At 47.7% G+C, this 21395-nt stretch carries 23 protein-coding genes; 14 read left to right on the top strand and 9 right to left on the bottom strand.

Annotated features, from left to right (window positions below):
* Positions 1-18: 18 nt before the first annotated feature.
* The 4 genes from tsaA to MHM93_RS00715 form a co-directional block, all read right to left on the bottom strand.
* Complete coding sequence (gene tsaA / locus MHM93_RS00730; protein WP_053910469.1) at positions 19-726, bottom strand: tRNA (N6-threonylcarbamoyladenosine(37)-N6)-methyltransferase TrmO; 708 nt, start codon at positions 724-726, stop codon at positions 19-21.
* Positions 727-830: 104 nt separating this feature from the next.
* Positions 831-1427, bottom strand: a complete 597-nt coding sequence (locus MHM93_RS00725) for an outer membrane beta-barrel protein (protein ID WP_239447567.1) — start codon at positions 1425-1427, stop codon at positions 831-833.
* Positions 1428-1676: 249 nt separating this feature from the next.
* Positions 1677-2144 (bottom strand): acyl-CoA thioesterase, encoded by a 468-nt coding sequence (locus tag MHM93_RS00720; RefSeq protein ID WP_022946572.1) that lies wholly within the window; start codon positions 2142-2144, stop codon positions 1677-1679.
* Between the two features lie 105 nt (positions 2145-2249).
* Complete coding sequence (locus tag MHM93_RS00715; protein WP_239447566.1) at positions 2250-3896, bottom strand: electron transfer flavoprotein-ubiquinone oxidoreductase; 1647 nt, start codon at positions 3894-3896, stop codon at positions 2250-2252.
* Between the two features lie 231 nt (positions 3897-4127).
* Here MHM93_RS00715 and MHM93_RS00710 point away from each other — a divergent pair, with 231 nt between their 5' ends.
* Both MHM93_RS00710 and MHM93_RS00705 read left to right on the top strand, forming a co-directional pair.
* Positions 4128-4880, top strand: a complete 753-nt coding sequence (locus tag MHM93_RS00710; protein WP_239447565.1) for an electron transfer flavoprotein subunit beta/FixA family protein — start codon at positions 4128-4130, stop codon at positions 4878-4880.
* Entirely contained in the window at positions 4877-5803 is a 927-nt protein-coding gene (locus MHM93_RS00705) for an FAD-binding protein (protein ID WP_239447564.1), read from the top strand. Before MHM93_RS00710 ends, MHM93_RS00705 begins: the two co-directional genes overlap by 4 nt.
* Before the next feature lie 139 nt (positions 5804-5942).
* Here MHM93_RS00705 and asnS read toward each other — a convergent pair whose 3' ends face one another.
* Complete coding sequence (asnS, locus tag MHM93_RS00700) at positions 5943-7340, bottom strand: asparagine--tRNA ligase (RefSeq protein ID WP_053910472.1); 1398 nt, start codon at positions 7338-7340, stop codon at positions 5943-5945.
* Between the two features lie 549 nt (positions 7341-7889).
* On the opposite strand from asnS, the gene MHM93_RS00695 reads away from it, so the two are divergent.
* Positions 7890-8321: an ATP-binding protein gene (locus MHM93_RS00695; protein WP_022946577.1), complete on the top strand. Its 432-nt coding sequence runs from the start codon at positions 7890-7892 to the stop codon at positions 8319-8321.
* A 22-nt stretch (positions 8322-8343) separates the two neighbouring features.
* Positions 8344-8850 carry a phosphate-starvation-inducible PsiE family protein gene (locus tag MHM93_RS00690; protein WP_239447563.1) on the top strand — a complete coding sequence of 169 codons (507 nt, stop codon included), beginning with the start codon at positions 8344-8346 and terminating at the stop codon, positions 8848-8850.
* Between the two features lie 43 nt (positions 8851-8893).
* Here the strand turns inward: MHM93_RS00690 and MHM93_RS00685 are convergent, their stop codons facing one another.
* Positions 8894-10231 (bottom strand): lysine 2,3-aminomutase, encoded by a 1338-nt coding sequence (locus MHM93_RS00685; protein WP_022946578.1) that lies wholly within the window; start codon positions 10229-10231, stop codon positions 8894-8896.
* Between the two features lie 239 nt (positions 10232-10470).
* The gene (gene bioA, locus MHM93_RS00680; RefSeq protein WP_239447562.1) at positions 10471-11763 is read right to left on the bottom strand and encodes an adenosylmethionine--8-amino-7-oxononanoate transaminase; all 1293 of its coding nucleotides are present in this window, start codon (positions 11761-11763) and stop codon (positions 10471-10473) included.
* A gap of 97 nt (positions 11764-11860) precedes the next feature.
* Between bioA and bioB the strand changes: the two genes are divergently transcribed.
* The 5 genes from bioB to htpX all read left to right on the top strand — a co-directional run bounded on the left by bioB (position 11861) and on the right by htpX (position 16481).
* A complete protein-coding gene (gene bioB / locus MHM93_RS00675; RefSeq protein WP_053910476.1) occupies positions 11861-12904 on the top strand; it encodes a biotin synthase BioB in 1044 nt (347 codons plus the stop codon).
* Complete coding sequence (locus tag MHM93_RS00670) at positions 12904-14025, top strand: 8-amino-7-oxononanoate synthase (RefSeq protein WP_239447561.1); 1122 nt, start codon at positions 12904-12906, stop codon at positions 14023-14025. The genes bioB and MHM93_RS00670 overlap by 1 nt, the downstream gene beginning before the upstream one ends.
* Entirely contained in the window at positions 14022-14777 is a 756-nt protein-coding gene (locus tag MHM93_RS00665) for a methyltransferase domain-containing protein (RefSeq protein WP_239447560.1), read from the top strand. The genes MHM93_RS00670 and MHM93_RS00665 overlap by 4 nt, the downstream gene beginning before the upstream one ends.
* The gene (gene bioD / locus MHM93_RS00660) at positions 14774-15454 is read left to right on the top strand and encodes a dethiobiotin synthase (protein ID WP_239447559.1); all 681 of its coding nucleotides are present in this window, start codon (positions 14774-14776) and stop codon (positions 15452-15454) included. The genes MHM93_RS00665 and bioD overlap by 4 nt, the downstream gene beginning before the upstream one ends.
* 157 nt (positions 15455-15611) lie before the next feature.
* Entirely contained in the window at positions 15612-16481 is an 870-nt protein-coding gene (gene htpX, locus MHM93_RS00655) for a protease HtpX (protein WP_239447558.1), read from the top strand.
* A 26-nt stretch (positions 16482-16507) separates the two neighbouring features.
* Here the strand turns inward: htpX and MHM93_RS00650 are convergent, their stop codons facing one another.
* Positions 16508-16711 (bottom strand): hypothetical protein, encoded by a 204-nt coding sequence (locus MHM93_RS00650; RefSeq protein ID WP_022946585.1) that lies wholly within the window; start codon positions 16709-16711, stop codon positions 16508-16510.
* A gap of 85 nt (positions 16712-16796) precedes the next feature.
* Between MHM93_RS00650 and MHM93_RS00645 the strand changes: the two genes are divergently transcribed.
* The gene (locus MHM93_RS00645) at positions 16797-17315 is read left to right on the top strand and encodes a GNAT family N-acetyltransferase (protein WP_275444075.1); all 519 of its coding nucleotides are present in this window, start codon (positions 16797-16799) and stop codon (positions 17313-17315) included.
* Positions 17316-17321: 6 nt separating this feature from the next.
* Here MHM93_RS00645 and MHM93_RS00640 read toward each other — a convergent pair whose 3' ends face one another.
* Positions 17322-17858, bottom strand: a complete 537-nt coding sequence (locus tag MHM93_RS00640) for a TetR/AcrR family transcriptional regulator (protein ID WP_239447556.1) — start codon at positions 17856-17858, stop codon at positions 17322-17324.
* An 82-nt stretch (positions 17859-17940) separates the two neighbouring features.
* Between MHM93_RS00640 and MHM93_RS00635 the strand changes: the two genes are divergently transcribed.
* From MHM93_RS00635 to MHM93_RS00620, 4 genes are all read left to right on the top strand, one after another.
* Positions 17941-18129, top strand: coding sequence for a hypothetical protein (locus tag MHM93_RS00635; RefSeq protein WP_239447555.1), 189 nt, complete (start codon positions 17941-17943; stop codon positions 18127-18129).
* A gap of 173 nt (positions 18130-18302) precedes the next feature.
* Positions 18303-18785, top strand: a complete 483-nt coding sequence (gene purE / locus MHM93_RS00630; RefSeq protein WP_022946589.1) for a 5-(carboxyamino)imidazole ribonucleotide mutase — start codon at positions 18303-18305, stop codon at positions 18783-18785.
* Positions 18786-18796: 11 nt separating this feature from the next.
* Entirely contained in the window at positions 18797-19936 is a 1140-nt protein-coding gene (locus tag MHM93_RS00625; RefSeq protein ID WP_239447554.1) for a 5-(carboxyamino)imidazole ribonucleotide synthase, read from the top strand.
* 159 nt (positions 19937-20095) lie between these two features.
* Positions 20096-21289, top strand: coding sequence for an endonuclease/exonuclease/phosphatase family protein (locus MHM93_RS00620; RefSeq protein WP_239447553.1), 1194 nt, complete (start codon positions 20096-20098; stop codon positions 21287-21289).
* The last annotated feature ends 106 nt before the right edge of the window (positions 21290-21395 follow it).

The following is a 21395-nucleotide window of genomic DNA, read 5'->3' as shown; positions in this document are numbered from 1 at the left end:
CGGGCGCAGGGCAAAGCGCTAAAGCGGGCAAATTTCGAGAACATGATTGTGCTCACCGTCTACTTGCCAGCGAATATTAAAATCATACAAGGTCATGCCGTAGTGCTGCACCCCAGCCTGACTCTTTTTATACGCTGGCCGTGGGTCTTGCTGAAGCACTTGAGTGATAAATTGCTCAAGCACTAAAGCGGGGTCGCTGTTGTCGATAACGCTTTGTGCTTGTTCAGAAAAACTGACACTCATCTGTGTGTGTGGCCGGGTATCGGCAAAGCCAGCACTGGCATCCATCATGGCATCGGAATAAGGCAGATAGGGCTTGATATCAATAATCGGGGTGCCATCGAGTAAGTCGATTCCCCCTAAACGAAGACTAAGCTGCCCGTGTTGGTAATTCACACCTAGTAGTTCGACAGCGCTCATGCCAATGGCGTTGGGACGGAATGTCGCTCGGGTAGCGAACACGCCTTTGCGAGCGTTACCTCCTAAGCGAGGAGGGCGAACTAACGGTGAATAGCCTTTATCAGCCGTTTCATGAAAACGAAACAACAGCCATAGGTGGCTAAACTCCTCGATACCACGCACAAACTCTTCTCTATTAAATTCATCTGTAAAGATAAGATCAGCGCGCGCCGCGCTAACTAGCCGGGGTTGCCGGGGAATAGCAAACTTTTGTTTATACGGAGAGCGAATATGGCCAATGGCGGTGATTTGATACTGGGAAGACACAATGTTTTACACAGCGAATTAAGGTGAGCGCAGTGTAATCATGGCATCGGGTAAAAACAAGGGGCACAGGGCCCCTTGTACAAGTAGGGAAAGCGCAGTGCTAATTAGAATAGGTATTCAACCGAAACAGACGCAACGTCCATTTCAGGGTCAATTTGTTCGTCTAGTTCATAACGCTCGTATTCAAGGTTGAAGCGTACTTGCTCTGTCATCGCGAACTGTACGCCAGCGCCATAAAACACATCGCCGCCATCGGCTTCCGTAGTAGCAATAGTTAGGTCATCAAGTTGCGCACGTAGATCTGCATCCCATTCTAGCCAACCGGCGGTAGCGTAAACTTTGAAACGCTCACTAACAGGCAGAGCGAGTTTAGTTGATAGCGAAACACCATCTAGTTCTGCTTGTTGGTCGATATCAGACACTTCATCAAAATTGTGATAGCCGAGCTCGAAACTCCAATAATCATTGAGCTGTGTACCCACGTAAGCTTCAAGCATACCGGCATCGTCATCAAATTCAGTATCTAGGTCATCATTGTCGAACTCAAATGAGTATTGGCCGTAACCGATACCTGTGTAGAAACGAGGGTTCACTTCACTGCTTGGTTCATAACTTGTAGGGGCCGCCATCGCTGTAGTTGTCGTCAAAGCCATCGCTAAAGCGCAAAGGGAAAAGCGAGCAGTTTTATTAGTGTGTTTCATCTTGATTCTCCATTTTGTTAGTTCATGCCTAACAAAGCAGAGGCCATGCCAAGAGTCTTAAAACAACTAAAATTAGGTGTTTTATTAATATATAATTCAGTTAGTTACAGAAAAGCGCAAGGTTGTTTACAAAGCCTTAAGGAGTGTAACGCGCCGCTGTTTTGTATGGACCTGAAAAAGGTGTAAAATTTTCCGGTAAATGTCAAAATTACACCCTGAATGGAACCTAACTAATTGATTAATAGTCGATTAACAGGTCTTCTGTAAAAGTGTTTCGGTTTCGATGGCTATCTCTTTCATTTTAATCGCATACGCCTCTAGGCGCTTCTGCTCTTCTGTTTTTGCCTTAAAGCATGGCACCTCTACTGGGTAGCCAGCTTGGTCCATAGCGACAAAACTGATCACGCAATGGTTAGTCTCGACCATATGTTGCGTCTTGGGGTCACCACAGCGTACTTGTATAAATATTTGCATACTGGTTTTACCGGTATGCGCAATAGAGGCGTTCACTTCAACTAATTGACCCACTAACACTGGCCGGCGAAATTTTACTCCCGCCACAGATACCGTGACACAGTAATGACCGCTCCAACCTGCGGCACAGGCATAGCCAGCTTGATCTATCCATTTCATGACGACTCCGCCGTGGACCTTACCACCGAAATTGACATCGGTAGGCTCGGCTAAAAATCGAAAAGTAACCGTATCTTGACTCATAGAGCTCCCCAAATATGCTCGACCTGTTACAGCAAGTGTAGTGTATATAAATAAAAAAGGGGCTTACGCCCCAGTTGCAACTTAGGATAAAGTACTTAATAACAACTACATATTAGGGTAGTTAGGACCACCCGCTCCCTCTGGGGTGACCCAGGTGATGTTTTGGCTGGGATCTTTGATATCACAGGTTTTACAGTGCACACAGTTTTGTGCATTGATCACAAACTTTGCCTCACCTTCACTGTCATCCACTTCGTAAACCCCAGCTGGGCAGTAGCGCTGTGCGGGTTCATCAAAGCGTGGCAAATTAACCGTAATAGGTATCGCAGCATCCTTTAATTGTAAGTGACACGGCTGAGACTCTTCGTGATTGGTATTAGACAAAAAGACCGATGAGAGTTTGTCAAAACTAAGCTCACCATCTGGCTTTGGGTAGTCGATTTTCGGTGCTTGTGAGCTGCTCAGTAGGGTCGCGTAATCAGGGGTGTTGTCCTTAAAGGTAAAAGGCAGCTTTCCTGCGAATAGGTTTTGTTCCAGCGTGTTATATGCGCCCCCGAAGAACTTACCCAATTTGTGCATCGCCGGCCCAAAATTGCGTGAGCGGTAAAGCTCATCATACACCCAAGAGGATTCAAAACGCTGCGCGTAGTCAGCCAAATCAGTGTGCTTATCACCGGCTTTTATTGCCTCAAAGATACTTTCGGCCGCCAACATACCGGATTTCATTGCAGTGTGATTGCCTTTGATTTTGGCAAAATTCAGCGTACCTGCGTCACAGCCTACGAGTAGGCCGCCCGGGAAGTGCATTTTCGGTAGCGAATGTAACCCGCCTTTGGCTATTGCACGCGCGCCGTAGGCTAAGCGTTTACCGCCTTTGAGTACATCAGCGAATACAGGATGATGTTTCATTCGCTGAAATTCATCAAAAGGACTTAAGTGCGGGTTGGTGTAGTTAAGGTCGACAATGAGGCCCACCACCACTTGGTTATCCTCGCAGTGGTACATAAATGCGCCGCCATTGGTATCTCCACTAAGCGGCCACCCAGTGCCATGAACCACTTTTCCTTGTTGATGTTGCTGTGCATCTACTTGCCAGATTTCTTTAAAACCAAGACCGTAGTGTTGCACAGAGCGGTCTTTATCTAGGGCAAATTGATTGATCAATTGTTTACCCAAGTGGCCACGGCAGCCCTCTGCGAAAATGGTGTATTTTGCTCTGAGCTCCATCCCCGGCATAAACCCAGGCTTTTCATTGCCCTCTTTATCGCGACCCATATCACCGGTAATGATACCTTTAACGCTGTCGTCTTCAATAAGTAGTTCGTGCGCGGAAAAACCAGGGAAAATTTCGACCCCTAATTGTTCTGCTTGCTCGGCTAAAAAACGACAAACGTTGCCCATAGAGACGATATAGTTACCACTGTTATGAAATGTTTTGGGAACCATAAAGTGGGGCAGGGATTTAGCCTTTTGCTCATCACTGAACCATAAAATTTCGTCTTCGGTGACTTGGGTATGCAGTGGCGCGCCTAACTCCTGCCAATTAGGGAGTAGCTCATCGAGTGCGCGAGTTTCGAAAACGGCACCGGAGAGCACATGAGCACCTACCTCAGAGCCTTTTTCAACCACGCAAATCATCAATTCTTGTTGTTGTTCTTGTGCTAATTGCGCGAGCTTAATGGCGCTAGCAAGGCCGCTGGGCCCTGCACCGACGATGACCACGTCAAATTCCATGGTTTCGCGTTCTACCATAATGATCCCCTGCTTTATATGACGGTATAAGGTGTTACGAAATGCAAATTATTCGTTACACAAAAGGTTATTGTCCAAGGTTATTTTAGGTTGACGTTTACGTCAACAGGAAGTAGTCTGATTTCATCAAATAAATAAGTTTACGTTAACGTCAGGTGTGGGCGTGTCAGTAGTAACCGCGCAGGTTACAGCCGCTTTAAAACGTCCACTCGCGTGTCAACAGGAGCAAATATGAAAGTATTAGTGCCCATCAAACGTGTCATCGACTACAACGTCAAAGTGCGCGTAAAGGCAGATAACAGCGATGTCGATTTGGCGAATGTGAAAATGGCGATGAACCCATTTTGCGAAATCGCCATAGAAGAAGCTATTCGCCTAAAAGAATCAGGTAAGGCAACGGAAGTGGTTGCTGTGACTATTGGTGATAAGTCATCGCAAGAGCAGTTGCGCACTGCACTGGCTCTGGGTGCCGACAGCGCCATTCATATCGAAAGTGATGAGAAGCTAGACTCACTGCATGTGGCAAAACTACTCGACAAGTTAATTGATGAGCAGCAACCCGATTTGGTTATCTTAGGGAAGCAAAGTATCGACTCAGACAATAACCAGACTGGGCAAATGCTGGCTGCACTACGCGGATGGGGGCAGGGTACTTTTGCCTCAAAAGTGGATATTAACGATGGCAAAGTGAACGTGACGCGTGAGGTTGATGGTGGCTTACAAACTGTAGCGCTCGCGCTTCCTGCGATTGTCACTACTGATTTGCGTTTGAACGAACCCCGTTATGCATCATTACCTAATATTATGAAAGCAAAACGCAAACCTTTAGATGTGAAAAGCGCTGCGGATATGGGCGTCGACCTTGCTGCGCGAGTGCAGTTGGTGAGCGTGGAAGAGCCTGCTCAGCGTCAAGGTGGTGAAATCGTCGAAGACGTTGAAACCTTAGTGAATAAGTTAAAAAATGAGGCAAAGGTGGTGTCATGAAAGCATTAGTGGTAGCTGAGCACGAGTACGGTGAACTAAAGCCTGAAACCGCGAAGACATTAAGCGCGGCGCACAAAGTAGGCGCTGATATTGATGTGTTGCTGGTTGGTGAAAACCTTAATGATGCGGCTGAACAGGCCAGTAAGCTCAGCGGTGTAAGTCGTGTGTTGGTCGCTGATAGCAGTGACTATGCACACCAACTAGCTGAAAACACCGCTGATTTAATTGTGAGCCTAGCGGGTGATTACAGCCATCTATTTGCCAGTGCGACGACCACCGGTAAAAACATTATGCCACGGGTTGCAGCGCTATTAGACAAAGCGCAAGTATCGGACATTATTGATGTTATCGACGCTAATACGTTCAAACGCCCGATTTATGCTGGTAATGCCATTGCGACGGTGAAGTCACTTGAGTCTGTGCATGTTATTACTGTGCGTGCCAGTGCCTTTGATGCGGTGAGCGGCGACGGCAGTGCCAGCATCGAAAAGATTGACAATAGCATGGCCTCAACGAACAGTGAGTTTGTCTCTAAAGAGCAAACTGAGTCTGAACGTCCTGAATTGACCGCTGCTGATGTGGTTATTTCCGGCGGTCGAGGCATGCAAAATGGTGAAAACTTCAAACTGTTAGAAGGTATTGCCGATAGGCTCGGTGCGGCTATTGGCGCTTCACGCGCAGCGGTAGACGCGGGCTTTGTGCCGAACGATATGCAAGTAGGGCAAACCGGTAAAATTGTCGCTCCTGATTTATACATAGCCGTGGGTATCAGTGGTGCCATCCAGCATTTGGCAGGTATGAAAGACTCAAAGGTCATTGTAGCTATCAACAAAGACCCAGAAGCACCGATTTTCCAAGTGGCTGACTATGGGTTAGTGGCTGATTTATTCGATGTTCTGCCTGAGTTAGAAGCCAAGCTTTAAAGCGCAACTAGTTTACAAAAAGCCCGCGACTGTTTTTGTGTTGCGGGCTTTTTTGTAGGTAATGTTGTTTCAACAGCTTAGGCGCAAAGAAAAACCCGCTGAATTAGCGGGTTTTTGATGTCTATAGCGTGCGCCGTTATTAGTAAGTAGCGCTGCCTTTAGTGCGAGGGAAGGCAATCACATCACGGACATTGCCCATACCGGTCACGTAAGCGACTAAACGTTCAAAACCTAAACCAAAGCCTGAATGAGGTACCGTGCCGTAGCGACGTAAGTCGCGATACCAGCTATAGTCTTCTTTGTTTAAGCCCATTTCCTCTAAACGAGCATCAAGCACATCTAAACGTTCTTCACGCTGTGAGCCACCGATGATCTCGCCAATCCCTGGGGCAACGACATCCATCGCTGCAACGGTTTTGCCGTCTTCATTCTGGCGCATGTAGAAGGCTTTAATATCGCGCGGGTAGTTTTTGATAACCACAGGTGCTTTGAAGTGCTCTTCAGCCAGATAACGCTCATGTTCAGACTGTAAATCCACACCCCACTCAACAGCGTATTCAAATTTCTTACCGCACGCCTTAAGAATGTCGATAGCGTCGGTATAATCAACCTGCGCAAAGTCCTTGCTGACGAATTCTTCAAGACGACTGATGGCCGTTTTTTCGATACGTTGTGCGAAGAACTCCATGTCATCACGACGCTCTTCCAATACCGCAGCAAAGACATATTTAAGCATGTCTTCTGCAAGTTTGGCGATGTCGTTCAAATCGGCAAAAGCCACTTCCGGCTCGACCATCCAGAACTCTGCAAGGTGGCGCGAGGTGTTAGAGTTTTCAGCACGGAAGGTTGGGCCAAAGGTGTAGATCTTTGACATTGCGCTGGCATAGGTTTCACCGTTGAGCTGGCCTGATACCGTTAAAAATGCTTCTTTACCGAAAAAGTCTTCGCTGTAGTCGATATCGCCCTTATCAGTGCGTGGTAGGTTCTGCATATCCAATGTCGACACTCGGAACATTTCACCAGCACCTTCGCAGTCACTGGCGGTAATGATGGGAGTGCTGATCCACATGTAGCCACGCTCATGGAAAAAGCGGTGGATAGCCTGCGATAAACAGTTACGAACACGGGTAACAGCGCCAATCACGTTGGTGCGTGGACGCAGGTGGGCGTGCTCACGTAGGTACTCAATACTATGGCGCTTTGCTGCCATAGGGTAAGTGTCAGGATTTTCTACCCAGCCAATTACTTCAACGCTGTCCGCTTGAATTTCAAAGGCCTGACCTTTACCGGCTGAAGCTACGAGCTTACCGGTTACACTTACCGAGCAGCCTGCCGTTAAACGCGTTACTTCATCATAATTATTGAGCGAATTAGGCACTACAGCTTGGATAGGATCAAAACTCGAACCGTCATGAACGGCTAGAAACGAAATACCTGCTTTAGAATCGCGACGTGTGCGCACCCAACCTTTAATGTTGACCTGGGTGTCCACGGCAACGGCGCCTTTTAATAGCTCGGCGATTGCTGTATGGCTCATTTTCACTCCAATGATTACTATTGCCCACTGTGCTGCACCTTGGCAGCAGCAGTATTATGATGAAAGTTAAGAGGCCTATCTTAACCGTGATTTAGGGAGAAAAAAACTGCCAATTGCCTCAATCAGGGCAGAAATACGTAAAAGCGTAGAAAATATCACCTAAACTAATCATATATAACTTATTATCGAGACGCTTTAGCATGTTGAGGGGAGATAAACCGGGCCCTTTTCGATTAGTCGCTTGGTGTGCAGGTGTAGGCTGGGTGCTTTTTGTTGTGGTATTAGTATTAATTCACTACGCTCGCCCTGATGTAGATTACGGCATATTACGTTATTTCGACGTGCCCATTCGCGAGCATTGGCTCTTAAAACCGAAAAATAGCGCCTTAATCATGCTAATGCTGTGTGGTCTTTGCTGCGTTTGTGGCATTATAAGGGCAAGAAATATAAATAAAATGATGCATCTGGCTGCACTTTCGCTTATTGCTTTAGCGTTCTTGTGTGTCAGCTTTACCCTTGCAATCTTAAGTTAAACGCAGTGAGTAGTTAATGAAACAAGCTTTTATCCTACGCGGCTTGCCAGGTAGTGGTAAAACCCACTATGCGCAGAGCCTTGCCGACGACCTCGTTGCCGGCGATGCTAGCCAATACTTTATTTGCAGTACCGACGATTTCTTCGTGCAAGATGGTCACTATCAATTTGATAAGCACAAGTTACCTGAATATCACAATCTTAATTTAGCCCGTTATATTAAAGCGCTCGCTGAGGGCATTCCGTTAGTGATTGTTGATAACACCAATATCAAAAAATGGGAATTTATTGCCTATATTGAAGCTGCGCATGCGCTCGGTTATCAAGTCAAAGAGGTGATCGTTGGCGAGGTAAAAGATAAAGCAATGCAACACCTTTATGCTCAGCGCAATACCCACAAAGTAGCACTGCGGACAATAGCGAAAATGGCCTATCAATTTGAGTGGTAATTGACCATATCAAGGAGCATTTATGAGTAACAAGCAAGTAGAGCATGACGCCCAAAAACCTAAACTAGCGCATGAGCTCCACCAAGAACTTCCGGTTGATCATCCCGATGCGTTTTTTCGCATGCTACACAAAGTGATTCGCTTTGCTATTTGTGTTTTAGCCCTGTGTATGGTGGCAGTTATACTCTGGGGGGTGGGTGATGTTATGTACATTATCTACGAGCGATTAATGCAGCCACCTTACTTTTTACTAGATGTAAATGACATCTTTTATACCTTTGGTGGCTTTATGGCTGTGTTGATAGCGGTGGAAATATTTATCAACATTAGGATGTATCTAGGCAGCAATGTTTTTCCTGTCAAACTTGTCGTCGCGACTGCTTTGATGGCTATCGCTCGTAAAGTGATCATCCTTGATTTTGATACCCTCACCCCGCTTTACCTGATAGGTATCGCTGCTACAACTTTAGCGCTGGGGATAACTTACTGGCTTTTGGGCAAAGCCCCCAATGATGATTATGACCATTAGATGGATATTGATTAAAAAAACCGCCTCAAGGGCGGTTTTTTTATTACATGGCGTTGTATTCGTCTTCCCAGAAGAACTTTTCTTCGCCAAATGCCGGCTTTAAGTCATTAAGCCATGTGGCGTTTTCGTCATACTTAGCAAAGAAAGGACGCTGAACCCAATCTGGGTTGCGAGCTTGAATAAAGCGCAGTACGAAAACCTTTTCACCGGCAATCTCGCTGACACCAGATACTTCCACTTTACCTGGACCGGCACTCATAGATGGGCCGCGCACGGTGCGACTGACACCGGATACCTGTTTATAAGCTTCGCGGAAGGTTTCCCAAGTTTTATAAAGTGGTAGCTCAAAGTAACGCTTGGCCCCGGTATCACGTTCAATAAACATGTAGTACGGGATCATCCCTAGCTGCGTTTGCTCTTTCCACATTTCCGCCCACATATTCGGGTCGGTATTAATGTTATTAAGGAGTGGTGCTTGGGTACGGATTTGCGCGCCGGTTTTGCGCAATAGGGCAATCGCTTCGCGTGTAGCTGCGGTGCGCAGCTCTTGCTTATGGTTTATGTGGGCCATAATGGAAACGTGCTTGCCTGCATCCACAAGCTCTTTAATCAAGGCCAGTAAGTCTTGCGCATCAGGATCGGTTAAATAACGGAACGGCCAGAAAGTCAGTGACTTGGTGCCAATACGGATGGTGCGAATATGGTCAAATTCGGGATCTTTAAGCTTTTCAAGATAGCCACGAAGTTTAACGGTACGCATCACCATAGGGTCGCCGCCGGTTACGAGTAGATCGGTAACCTCTTTGTGCTCACGCAGATAGTTATGCAGTAAGTCCGCATCGTTGTTATTGAATCGTGTCGCTTTACCAACAAACTGCGCCCAGCGGAAGCAGAAAGTACAGTAAGAATGGCAATATTGTCCTTGTGCTGGGAAGAACAATACGGTTTCTTTGTATTTGTGTTGAATGCCTTCAACGCGCTCACCATCGAGCTCGGGCACATTCTTTTCCATTTGCCCGGCAGGATGCGGGTTCAGCTTGTTACGGATCTGTTGTGCCAGTTCCATTACCTGTTCAGCGGTTGGGTCCGTTCTATGCAGCGCAGCCATTTGCTCGTACGACTCGTCATCTAACATACCACGCTGAGGGAACGTAAGTTGGAATACCGGATCATTGGGAACTTTATCCCAATCAATCAATTCTTCAATTACAAAGTTATTTACGCGGAATGGGAATACACTGGCCACGACCTTCATCTCAAAGCGCATATGCTCTGGTAGTTGGTGTAGGGCTTCAATTTTATCAATTTGACGGTGTTGATACACGGTAAACCTAGGCGGGACAAAGGTTTCCGCTGGCTGTATTTGAACGGTTTGCTGCATATATTTTCACTTGCTAGTTGAAAAGGTTGGTACTCTAACAAAAAGGTCAAGCCAATTCCTAGTCCTAAGTGCGAATATAATTGCGCTGTAACACGCAAAGAGCGGCCTTTGGCGCGCTCAAGCGTGTGTAAAATTGCTACGCAGTGAAACTAATTGTTCAGCGAAAAGTAAGCTAACTCTTTGAGCTGATTATAAACTGTGGCGATAGCCAGCTCAAAGGGGCAACAGTCACCACCTCATTAGTAGTGGCCCTGAGCAATAGCATCGTATATTGCCGTGGCTAAGCGCTGAATGTCGCTTTCGCTGCTAACAAACGGCGGCATAAGATAAATCAATTTACCAAAGGGGCGGATCCACACTCCTTGACTGACAAAGAACTGCTGTATCTTGGCGACATCCACAGCACTATTGAGCTCAACCACACCAATGGCGCCAAGGCGGCGTACATCAACCACGGCGGCTAATTCGCGGCAGCGCTCTAAGGCACCAAGCCAATGATGAATATCGTTTATCTGCCCATGCCAATTATTATCGAGCAACAATTCGAGACTTTTGTTGGCCACGGCGCAGGCCAGCGGGTTACCCATAAAGGTGGGACCGTGCATCAAAACGCCTGCTTCGCCTTCGCAAATACCGCGTGCTACATGACTCGTGGTCAGTGTTGCGGCTAGGGTCATATAGCCACCGGTAAGTGCTTTACCCACACACATAATGTCTGGAGTTATATCGGCATGTTCAACAGCGAACAAGGTACCGGTGCGGCCAAAGCCAGTGGCAATTTCGTCGCAAATAAGCAATATCTCATAGCGGTCGCACAACTGGCGCACGGTTTTTAAATAGTCGGGATGATAAAAGTTCATACCGCCGGCATTTTGGACGATAGGCTCAATGATAAAAGCCGCCACTTCATGATGATGTTTGGCGAAGTATTGCTCTAGGGTGTGCGCCTCTTCTGCGTCGAAGCGTTCATCGAAGCGGCTACGGGGTGGCGGCACAAAGATTTGTTCGGGTAAAAATCCGCGATACATACTGTGCATTGAGTTGACCGGGTCGCACACACTCATAGCGGCAAAGGTATCGCCGTGATAGCCCTTTTGCGGGGTCATAAGCTTATGCTTTTGTTTATGGCCTTGGCTATACCAATATTGCACTGCCATTTTTATTGCCACTTCCACACTTACTGAGCCGCCATCGGCAAGAAACACCTTGTCGAGCGCTTTAGGAGTCATCGCCACTAATTTTTTACACAGTTCAACTGCTGGCGCGTGAGTGATACCGCCAAACATAACATGGCTCATATTGTTGCTTTGGCTTTGCAGTGCTTCATTTAGTTTGGGGTGATTGTAGCCATGCAGGGCACTCCACCACGATGCCATACCATCAATTAAGGCTTCGCCACTTTGTAGATAAATGCGGGTTCCCTCAGCATGGGTAACGGGATAATTGGGAAGAGGGTTGAGCATTGATGTGTAGGGGTGCCAAATGTGCTCACGATCAAACTCAGTGTCGATATCTGTGTAATTATTGTTCATAGGTAAACTTCAAATGTCATTGCAGCGTTGACAATACTAAGGCAACTCGTAGACTGATACAAAATTAAATTCTACCGTCGATAATAAAGAGAACTCTATGGAACAGGCCGAAATCCGTCATAACTGGACGCACGAACAAGTTAAAGCCCTTTTTGACATGCCATTTAATGATTTGCTGTTCAAAGCGGCAAGCATTCACCGTCAACACTTTAACCCCAACGAAGTGCAAATTTCGACTTTATTATCGATTAAAACCGGCGCCTGCCCAGAAGATTGTAAATATTGCCCTCAGTCAGGGCACTATAAAACCGACCTCGAGCGTGAACGCTTGATGGAAGTAGAAAAAGTGGTTGAGCAGGCCAGGGCCGCCAAGTCAAAAGGTGCGACCCGTTTTTGCATGGGTGCAGCATGGTCAGACCCTAAAGACCGCGACATGCCTTACATTGAGCGCATGGTCCGAGAAGTAAAAGAGCTGGGTTTAGAAACCTGTATGACACTGGGCAAGCTCGATAACGATAAAGCCAAGCAGCTGCGCGGGGCGGGGTTAGACTACTATAACCATAACCTTGATACTTCACCTGAATACTATGAGCAGATTATCACGACGCGCACTTACCAAGACCGTTTAGACACACTGGATCATGTGCGTGATGCCGGCATGAAGGTATGCTCCGGTGGCATTATCGGTATGGGAGAGCAGGCTTCTGATCGCTACGGCCTACTGATCCAGCTGGCTAATTTGCCTAAGCAACCGGAAAGTGTGCCGATTAATATGCTGGTTAAGGTCAAGGGCACGCCTTTAGAAAACGTCGATGATTTAGACCAGTTCGAATTCATTCGCACTATTGCTGTGGCGCGTATCATGATGCCGAAAAGCTACGTGCGTTTATCAGCAGGGCGCACGGCAATGAATGAGCAGATGCAAAGCATGTGTTTCTTTGCCGGAGCAAATTCCATCTTCTATGGTGACAAACTGCTGACCACCGATAACCCTGAAGCCGATGCCGATATGAACCTCATTCGCAAACTGGGGATGCGCCCAGAGCAGGCTCAGGATTACTCAGACGAGGCCTATGAAGCGTCATTAAGTTCAGCTATCGCTGATAAGAAAACATCAGAGCTGTTTTACGAAGCACCCTAATGGCGTTTGAATACATTGATAATGTGCTCGAGGGGGCCAAAGAGCAGCACTTACTGCGTCAGCGCGTGGTCGTCGATGACATGTCTGCGCGCACCTTGGCCGTAGATGGTCGACGCTATTTAAATTTTGCGTCCAATGACTATCTTGCCTTAGGCGATCGGCCGCTGCCGCCATTAAAAGGGCGCAGTGGCGGGCACAGTTCGCCGTTGGTTACTGGGTACAGTCGTCAGCAAGCAGAGCTAGAGCAACGTTTTTGCGCACTTTATGGCTTTGAGTCAGCGCTGCTGTTTGCCAGCGGTTTTAGTGCGAATGCCAGTGTGCTAAAAGCCTTGTTTGCTCAAGCCCGTGAAGGCTTGATTGTGCAAGACAAACTGAATCATGCCAGTTTAGTCGATGGCGGCCTTGCTGCTAACGCACAGATGCAGCGCTTTAATCACAATAATATGGCGCATCTGGATGCGCGCTTGGGCAAATCCAAAGCCCACCATAAGCTGGTGGTGAGCGAGGGCGTGTTCTCAATGGATGGCGACTGCGCGCCCCTTGAACAGCTGCGCAGTCAATGTGAGAAGCACCGGGCCTGGTTAATGCTTGATGATGCCCATGGGTTTGGGGTGCTCGGTGGAGGCAAAGGCAGCGCTGCGGTGCTTAAGCCCGATATTTTAGTGCTCACGTTTGGTAAAGCACTAGCCGCTAATGGTGCTATTGTACTAGCTAGCAACAAGGTCATTGATTTGCTGCTGCAAAGTAATCGCGATTACACTTACTCCACGGCACTGTCCGCTTTGCAATGTGAGGTGATTGACGAGCGACTAACGCAGTTGTTGGCGGCCGACGCAGAGCGCCAACATCTATCAGCACTGATTGATTACTTTAAAAGCCAATGTGCGGCGGCTCATTTAGCGCTTATGCCCTCAAATACACCGATACAGCCGTTGATCGTTGGCGATAGTGAATCAGCGTTGATGATGCAAAATCAACTTCGTGAAAAAGGCATTTGGCTTAGTGCCATACGACCGCCCACTGTGGCCCACAATACTGCGCGTTTGCGCATTACCCTAACGGCGGCCCACACCGAGCAAGATATCGATACCTTAGTCAGCGCCTTGGAGCAATGCCGATGAGTGCGGCGTTAAAACTCACTACCCAGCGGCAATTCTCCAAAGCGGCAACGAATTATCAGCAGCATGCGCGAGTGCAAGCCGCGAGCAGTACTGTTTTGTTAGACCACATTGGCGCCAGACATTTGGGTGTATGTTTAGACTTAGGCGCGGGTCCCGGCGTCAATAGCCATGCGCTCAGTGTCAGGGCACAGCAGTTAGTGTCCCTCGATTTATCAGAATCCATGCTACAGTGTGCACGAACCTTAGGTGGCGATGACAATCATGTAGTGTGCGCAGATATGGACACGCTACCAATACACAGTGCAGCTATAGACACTGTCTTTAGTAACTTTGCGATGCAATGGTCTGCTGATTTAGCTGCCTTACTTTGCGAGTTACACCGTATTTTAACGGCGAATGGGCGGGCATATATTGCTGTGGTGAGCGAGGGCTCCCTTGAGGAAGTGAAAGCTGCTTTTGCCACGGCAGGGGTGCCAGCCATTAACCAATTTATATGTGTTGGCGATTTGACTCTAGCGGCAAAGCAGGCTGGGTTTAAGGTGCAATGGCAGCATCAAGCAAGGCTATTTGATCGCTTTGACAGTGCTAAACAGGCGTTAAAAAGCTTATCGGCTATTGGTGCCAATAGCTGTGAGCATGGCCACCGTCACTTATCGAAAAATCAGTATATGCAGGTTCTCAACCATTTACAGGGATCGCAGCCGGGCGTGGAGTTAAGCTACAACGTCGCATTTTTGGAGCTCATTAAATGAAACAATTTTTTGTTACCGCAACCGATACCGATGCAGGTAAAACCCATGTCACCAGCTTGCTACTGAAACTCGCTGTACAGCATAAAAAGAAGGCGGCCGGGTTTAAGCCCATCGCCGCTGGTGCTGAGGAGGCGTTTGGCCGACTGGTCAATACTGATGCACTGACACTCATCGAAAGCGGCAACACCAATGTGCTCTATGAGCAAGTAAATCCGTTTATTTTTGCGCCACCGATTGCACCTCATATTGCCGCCGCGCAGCAAGGTGAACACATTAGCGTTAGCAAGTTACGCAGCGCGTACGACGAGTTTAAAAGTTGCGGTGCCGATATTCTCATTACCGAAGGCGCCGGAGGTTGGCTATTACCCATTAATGACACAGAGCTGTTAAGTGATTGGGTGCTTGCTGAGCAGCTGTCAGTCATTTTAGTGGTGGGTATGAAACTCGGTTGCCTCAACCATGCATTGTTAACGATGGAAGTGCTGGCGCATCAAGGTGTACACGTCGCTGGGTGGATAGCCAACCAAGTGGATCCGCAGATGCAGGAATACGATGCCAATTTAGCCACTTTGAAAGCAAGGCTGCCAGCCCCATTTCTCGGAGAAAGCCCTTATACCGAGCACACACCAAAGCTAAAAATTCACCGCGCACTCATGGAGCTATTCGACTTAGGTTAAGGTTACAGTTGCTTACAAATCCGTTTGCCGAAATAACTTGATACCGTAAACATCTGCCTATATATATTGAGCATAACGCGTCGATAGGGTGACGCTATCCATTATGGATCACTCGATGATCCCTAATGAATAATCTTACCCGTTGGAGAAATGTAGTATGAAACGTGTTGTGCTCTTTTTATTGACCAACCTTGCCGTTATGTTAGTGCTAGGTGTGGTGTTATCTATCGTATTCTCAGTGCTGGGGATATCAAGTCGCAGTATGGGGGGGATCCTCATCATCGCCGCTGTGTTTGGTTTTGGTGGCTCCTTTATCTCATTGTTGATGTCTAAGTGGATAGCTAAACGCTCCACTGGCGCATATGTTATTGAGCAGCCGCGCTCCGGTACCGAGCAGTGGCTGGTAAACACGGTTGCCGAGCAAGCGCGTCAACGTGGTATCAACATGCCAGAGGTCGCTATTTACGACAGCCCAGAAATCAATGCTTTTGCTACTGGACCATCGAAAAACAACGCGTTAGTCGCGGTAAGCAGTGGCTTGCTTCACAACATGAGCCAAGAAGAAGCCGAAGCGGTAGTCGCTCATGAAGTCTCTCATGTGGCCAATGGCGACATGGTGACATTGACGTTGATTCAAGGAGTCGTGAATACCTTTGTTATCTTCTTTGCTAAGGTATTGGCTGGCATCGTTGATAATTTCCTCAATGGCGATGAGGAGCAAAGTGGTCCAAGCTGGACCTATTTTATCTTCGACATGGTGTTTCAGGTGTTATTTGGCATACTCGCTTCCGTGGTCGTTGCTTACTTCAGCCGCAAACGTGAATTTGCCGCAGACAGAGGCGCAGCCGAGTTAGTGGGCGCACATAAAATGCGTGCCGCACTAGAGCGCTTAAAAGGCAACCATGAGTCACAGCTAGAAGGCTCAATGATGGCCTTTGGTATCGCACCAGGGCGCTCTATTGGTGAGCTATTTGCTTCACACCCGCCATTGGATGCGCGAATTCATGCACTGTCAACGCAAAGCTAACGGCTTTTTTGTTTTCAGTTAAGCAATTACGCGCTTTGTTGCTGGCGTTGCTGCTGGTTGGGGATCAACTCCTCAACCACCTCTTTGGCGCTTAGGGTGTAGCGGACGCCATCAAACATCACCGAGACGAACTCCTCAATGCCAGTGATCCCTGTTAACGTCCAGCCTTCGCCGCGTTTAGGGCAGTACACCGTGGTAGTAGGAGGAACCATAATAAAATCATCAGCCATGAGTGTTTTTAACTTCTAGTGCTTGCTCTTGAGCATAGTTTAAGGCAATAATTCGCTAACTCAAGCCCGATATACTCTTACTTCTATGAATCGCTGCCCATCTCGCGGGCTTAGTTTACGTCCCATAGGCCACAAAGATGCGCCGGCAATGTTTGCTATTCTCTCGCAGCCTTTGGTTTTTCGCTTTAATGATTATTTACCACCGAAAACTAAAACTGAAGTGCGTAGTATGATTCAAGCGGACATTGAACTACTTCTAAAAGGGCAAGGCGTGCGCTTAGCTATCATTCACCAGCACCAGGTCATTGGTAGTTGCGGCCTATATAATATCGCCCAAGGTTGCGCGGAGCTCGGCTTTGAACTTCATCCTCAGCATTGGGGTAAAGGTTATATGCAAGCAGCAATAGCTTTGCTATTAGCCGAATACGGCCGCTATATTGACAAGCCGCTCACGCGTATCCAAGCACGAGTGATGGTCGAAAATCACCGCAGTATCAATACGCTTACCCGTGCAGGCTTCAAACCAAGTAGCGCACAACACTATAGTTTAGCGTTACCGGCCTGCACACTCGACGTTGCTGAGCAACTCAATCAAGCAAGTTAATCCTGATTAGAGTAGGGCGAGCTTGGCACTTAAGCGACGCACCATAGCATTAGCGTTAGGGGCTGGCTGATTTAACCCCTCTATTAAAGTCATAAAGTAACAGTCCATCATGGCTGCGGCGCGCACCTCGTCATACTGGGGAGCCGATGCAAACAGCAAGGCTTTAAATTGCTGTATTTGCTCATCGAAAAACTGTCCTTGCCAAATCAAACTCTGTAGTAGGGTCTTACTGAATTCCACATGCTGCAAATAAAACGCATACAGGTGCGCGGCGTAGTGGCGCATTTTCAGTTTTGGCTGCTGATGGTTGTCACTGCGTTGGGCATCAGCGATGACGTTATCAATCTGCGCAATCATTAACACCTTGAGCAATTCATCTTTATTCGCAAAATGGCTAAACAAGGTGCCATTTGCTATCCCTGCAGCCTTGGCAATATCACGTGTTGACGTGCTCTCAAACCCTTTGGCAATAAACAGCTCCCACGCGGTTTGGCAGATCCGTGTTCGTGTTTGCAGTTTTTTAGGCGTTAATTGGTTACTCAAAACAAACCCTTTTGCTTGATATTGAGCGCGCTCAATTATTATAATGAGCGTGCTCATTTTTATAGGTTAATGGAAAACTACAATGGAATCAGTCGTTAATATAGTATCACGGATAATCGGTTATGTGTTGTTTGTGCCCTTTATATGCTTTTACAGCTATGTGTTAGGGCCGGTGCTAAAGGCGGTGCTCATCCCCGGAGGGTTGGTGGTTTTGGCATTGATAATGGGGCCTGCTAAGGCATGGCGAGTTTGGAAAGCAGCGAATGGATAACTTTGTTCATTGCCTCTAGCAACAAAACTTAGCCATGCTTTTTATCGGGCTTTTTAGTATAATGCGCGACAATTTTTGCGGTGAAAGAGAATCACTGCGGCGCTAACCCCCCTTGATGCTTGGTCATCATACGGCGTAATTTACATTTATATCGTTCATACTGAGGAGTGGCAATGAAAGTAGGAATTATTATGGGCTCAAAGTCAGACTGGCCCACCATGCAACATGCGGCGGACATGCTGGATAAATTCGGTGTCGAGTATGAAACCAAAGTGGTTTCTGCGCATCGCACTCCTCAACTTTTAGCTGATTATGCCAGCTCAGCTGCTGAGCGTGGTATTAAAGTGATCATTGCCGGTGCTGGCGGGGCTGCGCATTTACCGGGTATGGCGGCCGCTTTTACCTCGCTACCGGTATTGGGCGTGCCAGTCAAATCGAAAGCGCTCAATGGTGTTGACTCGTTATTATCAATCTGCCAAATGCCAAAAGGTGTGGCGGTAGGTACTTTAGCTATTGGTGATGCCGGTGCCGCTAATGCGGGACTATTGGCAGCGCAAATCTTGGGCTGTCAGCAACCTGAGCTACTGGCGAAAATCGACCAATTTCGTGCCGAGCAGACAGAGACTGTTTTAGCTAACCCTAACCCAGCTGAATAAGCGAGTTGTATATGCAAATGTTAGTTCTGGGCGCGGGCCAACTAGCGCGTATGATGGCGCTTGTGGCAGCGCCGCTGGATATCCATATTCGTGCTTATGACGTGGCTAGCAAACAAGTTGTGCACCCGGTAACCGGTGAGCACTATACGCAAACGTTAGAGCAAGCAATCGCCAGTAGCGACCGTATTACTGCTGAGTTTGAGCATATTCCCAGCGATGTGCTTGCGGCCTGTGAGCAAAGCGGCAAATTCTTCCCCGGTAAGAAAGCCATTGAATGCGGCGGCGATCGCGCCAAAGAGAAGGCGCTGCTCGATAATGCTGGCGTACCGAGTGCTCCGTATATTTTAGTGAGTGAACGTGCCCACCTTGAGCAAGCGGTGAATGAACTGGGTTTACCTTCGGTGATCAAAACTTGTCAGGCTGGGTACGACGGCAAAGGCCAATGGCGCTTAAAAAGCATCGACCAGACTGATGAAATCTGGCAAGAAATGCAGGCATTTTTAGATAAAGATGCGTCGCATCGCATTATTTGTGAAAAGATGATTGCTTTTGACCGTGAAGTTTCAGTGATAGGTGCGCGCGATGCACAAGGGAATGTAAAAGTATACCCGGTCACCGAAAATGAACACACTGACGGGGTGTTAACGCTGTCGGTCGCAGGCATCGTCAGCCAAGACATGCAATCTCAGGCGGTAGATGCCTACAGCAAAATAGCCAATGCGCTGGATTATGTTGGCGTACTTGCTATCGAGTTTTTCGATGTTGACGGCGAATTATTAGTCAATGAAATTGCGCCGCGTGTGCACAACTCGGGTCATTGGACACAGCAAGGCGCTTATTGTTGCCAGTTCGAGAACCATGTGCGTGCTGTTGCCGGTTTGCCTTTGGGCTGTACTTATCTATTGCAGCCAAGTGCGATGATTAACGTTTTGGGTCAGCCAGCGATCCCGGCAGAGGTATTGGCTACCACCGGCGTTCGCAGTCACTGGTATGGTAAAGCGGTAAAACCAGGGCGAAAAATGGGTCATATCAATGTCAGTGCTAATACCTTGCATGAGCTTGGGGAACGTCTCGGTGAATTGCATGAGCACCTCAGCGAGCAGGATTATCCTGGTATTGAAGCACGAGCCCATCAGTTAATTCTTAATTAGCGCGTGTGGTTGCGCAGTACAGATAGCAACCAACAAGACTACTTAAGCGAATAAACCGAGCCTTGAAGCTCGGTTTTTTTCATCCCAAACGCTGACACAATGTCATTAACAGCTGCTAGTATGGCGTTTTCATTTTGCTTATATAAGAGAAAACCCTAAATGACCTTGTGCAAACGTTTTGGCCTTATTGGCTCCTTGTGTCTGTTCGTTGCGGCCTGTGCGCAACCTCATTCGTCTGTGCCAACAACGCTGCGTATCGCGACCTTTAACGTCAGTATGGATGGCTCGAACTACGTTACTAATCCCAGTGAGCTAAGTGAGTCGCCTTTACCTGCCTTGCTAGCCCAAGGGCAACACCCGCAAATTCACAATATCGCGCATATTATTCAACGGGTGCGTCCTGATGTGATATTGCTCAATGAATTCGATTATAACGAGAATTGGCGCGAACAAGTTGATGCTTTTCAACGCCACTATCTAGGCAAAGATCATGGTAGTGTAAAAGCCATTCATTACCCCTACAGCTATAGTGCGCCAGTTAATACCGGTGTTCCCAGCGACTACGACTTTGACGGTAATGGTAAGCTCTCTGGCAATGGCGGAGATGCTTATGGCTTTGGTTTCTACCCTGGCCAATACGGCATGGTGATCTTAAGCCGCTACCCCATTGACTATGAGCGCGTGCGCACGTTTGCACAATTGAAATGGGCGCAACAACCGCAGGCGCAGATGCCCATGCTTGATGGCAATGCTTTTTATGATAACCGTACATGGCAAGCTGCGCGCTTAAGCTCTAAGTCATTCTGGGATGTGCCTATTAGTGTTGATGGTAAACGTGTGCATCTACTGGCATCTCATCCTACACCACCGGTGTTCGATGGTCCGGAAGATAGAAACGGTCTGCGCAATAAAGCTGAGATTAAACTAATCGCCGATTATTTAGATAATCAAAGCGATTATTTGGTGGATGACCAAGGCCGCCAAGGAGGCCTCAATGACAACAGCCGATTTGTTATCCTCGGAGATTTGAACGCTGCACCACAAGGCGATAAAGCGCGTCCTGAGGCCATTAATCAAGTGTTAGCGCATGATAAAGTGGATGCCAGCATGGTGCCCGAGAGCTCCGGAGGAGCAGGGGTGGATGAGCAAGCTTATGCGCGTTATTACACCGCAAGCTGGCGTGCTAGAGCTGATTATGTGTTGCCATCAAAGTTCGGTTTTGAGCCAATCTCGGCAGGTGTATATTGGCCGACGGAGCAAGACCCGGCACAATATAAATTAATTAGTGATAGAAAAGCCTCGTCAGATCATCGTCTTGTGTGGATGGACCTAAAATTAATAAAAAAACAGTGAACCATTTAGCCGCTTAGTACTCTATATATATGTGAAGCAGGTCCCGTACTTGTTTCGTTATTGCTAGCGCAGAGTTTTGGTCAGCATCCCTTGCTGACCTTTTTTT

This window comes from Pseudoalteromonas sp. MM17-2 (assembly GCF_022347945.1).
Lineage (GTDB): Bacteria > Pseudomonadota > Gammaproteobacteria > Enterobacterales > Alteromonadaceae > Pseudoalteromonas > Pseudoalteromonas ruthenica.
Note: the sequence above shows the minus strand (reverse complement) of the source record. Positions and strands in the feature narration are given on the sequence as shown.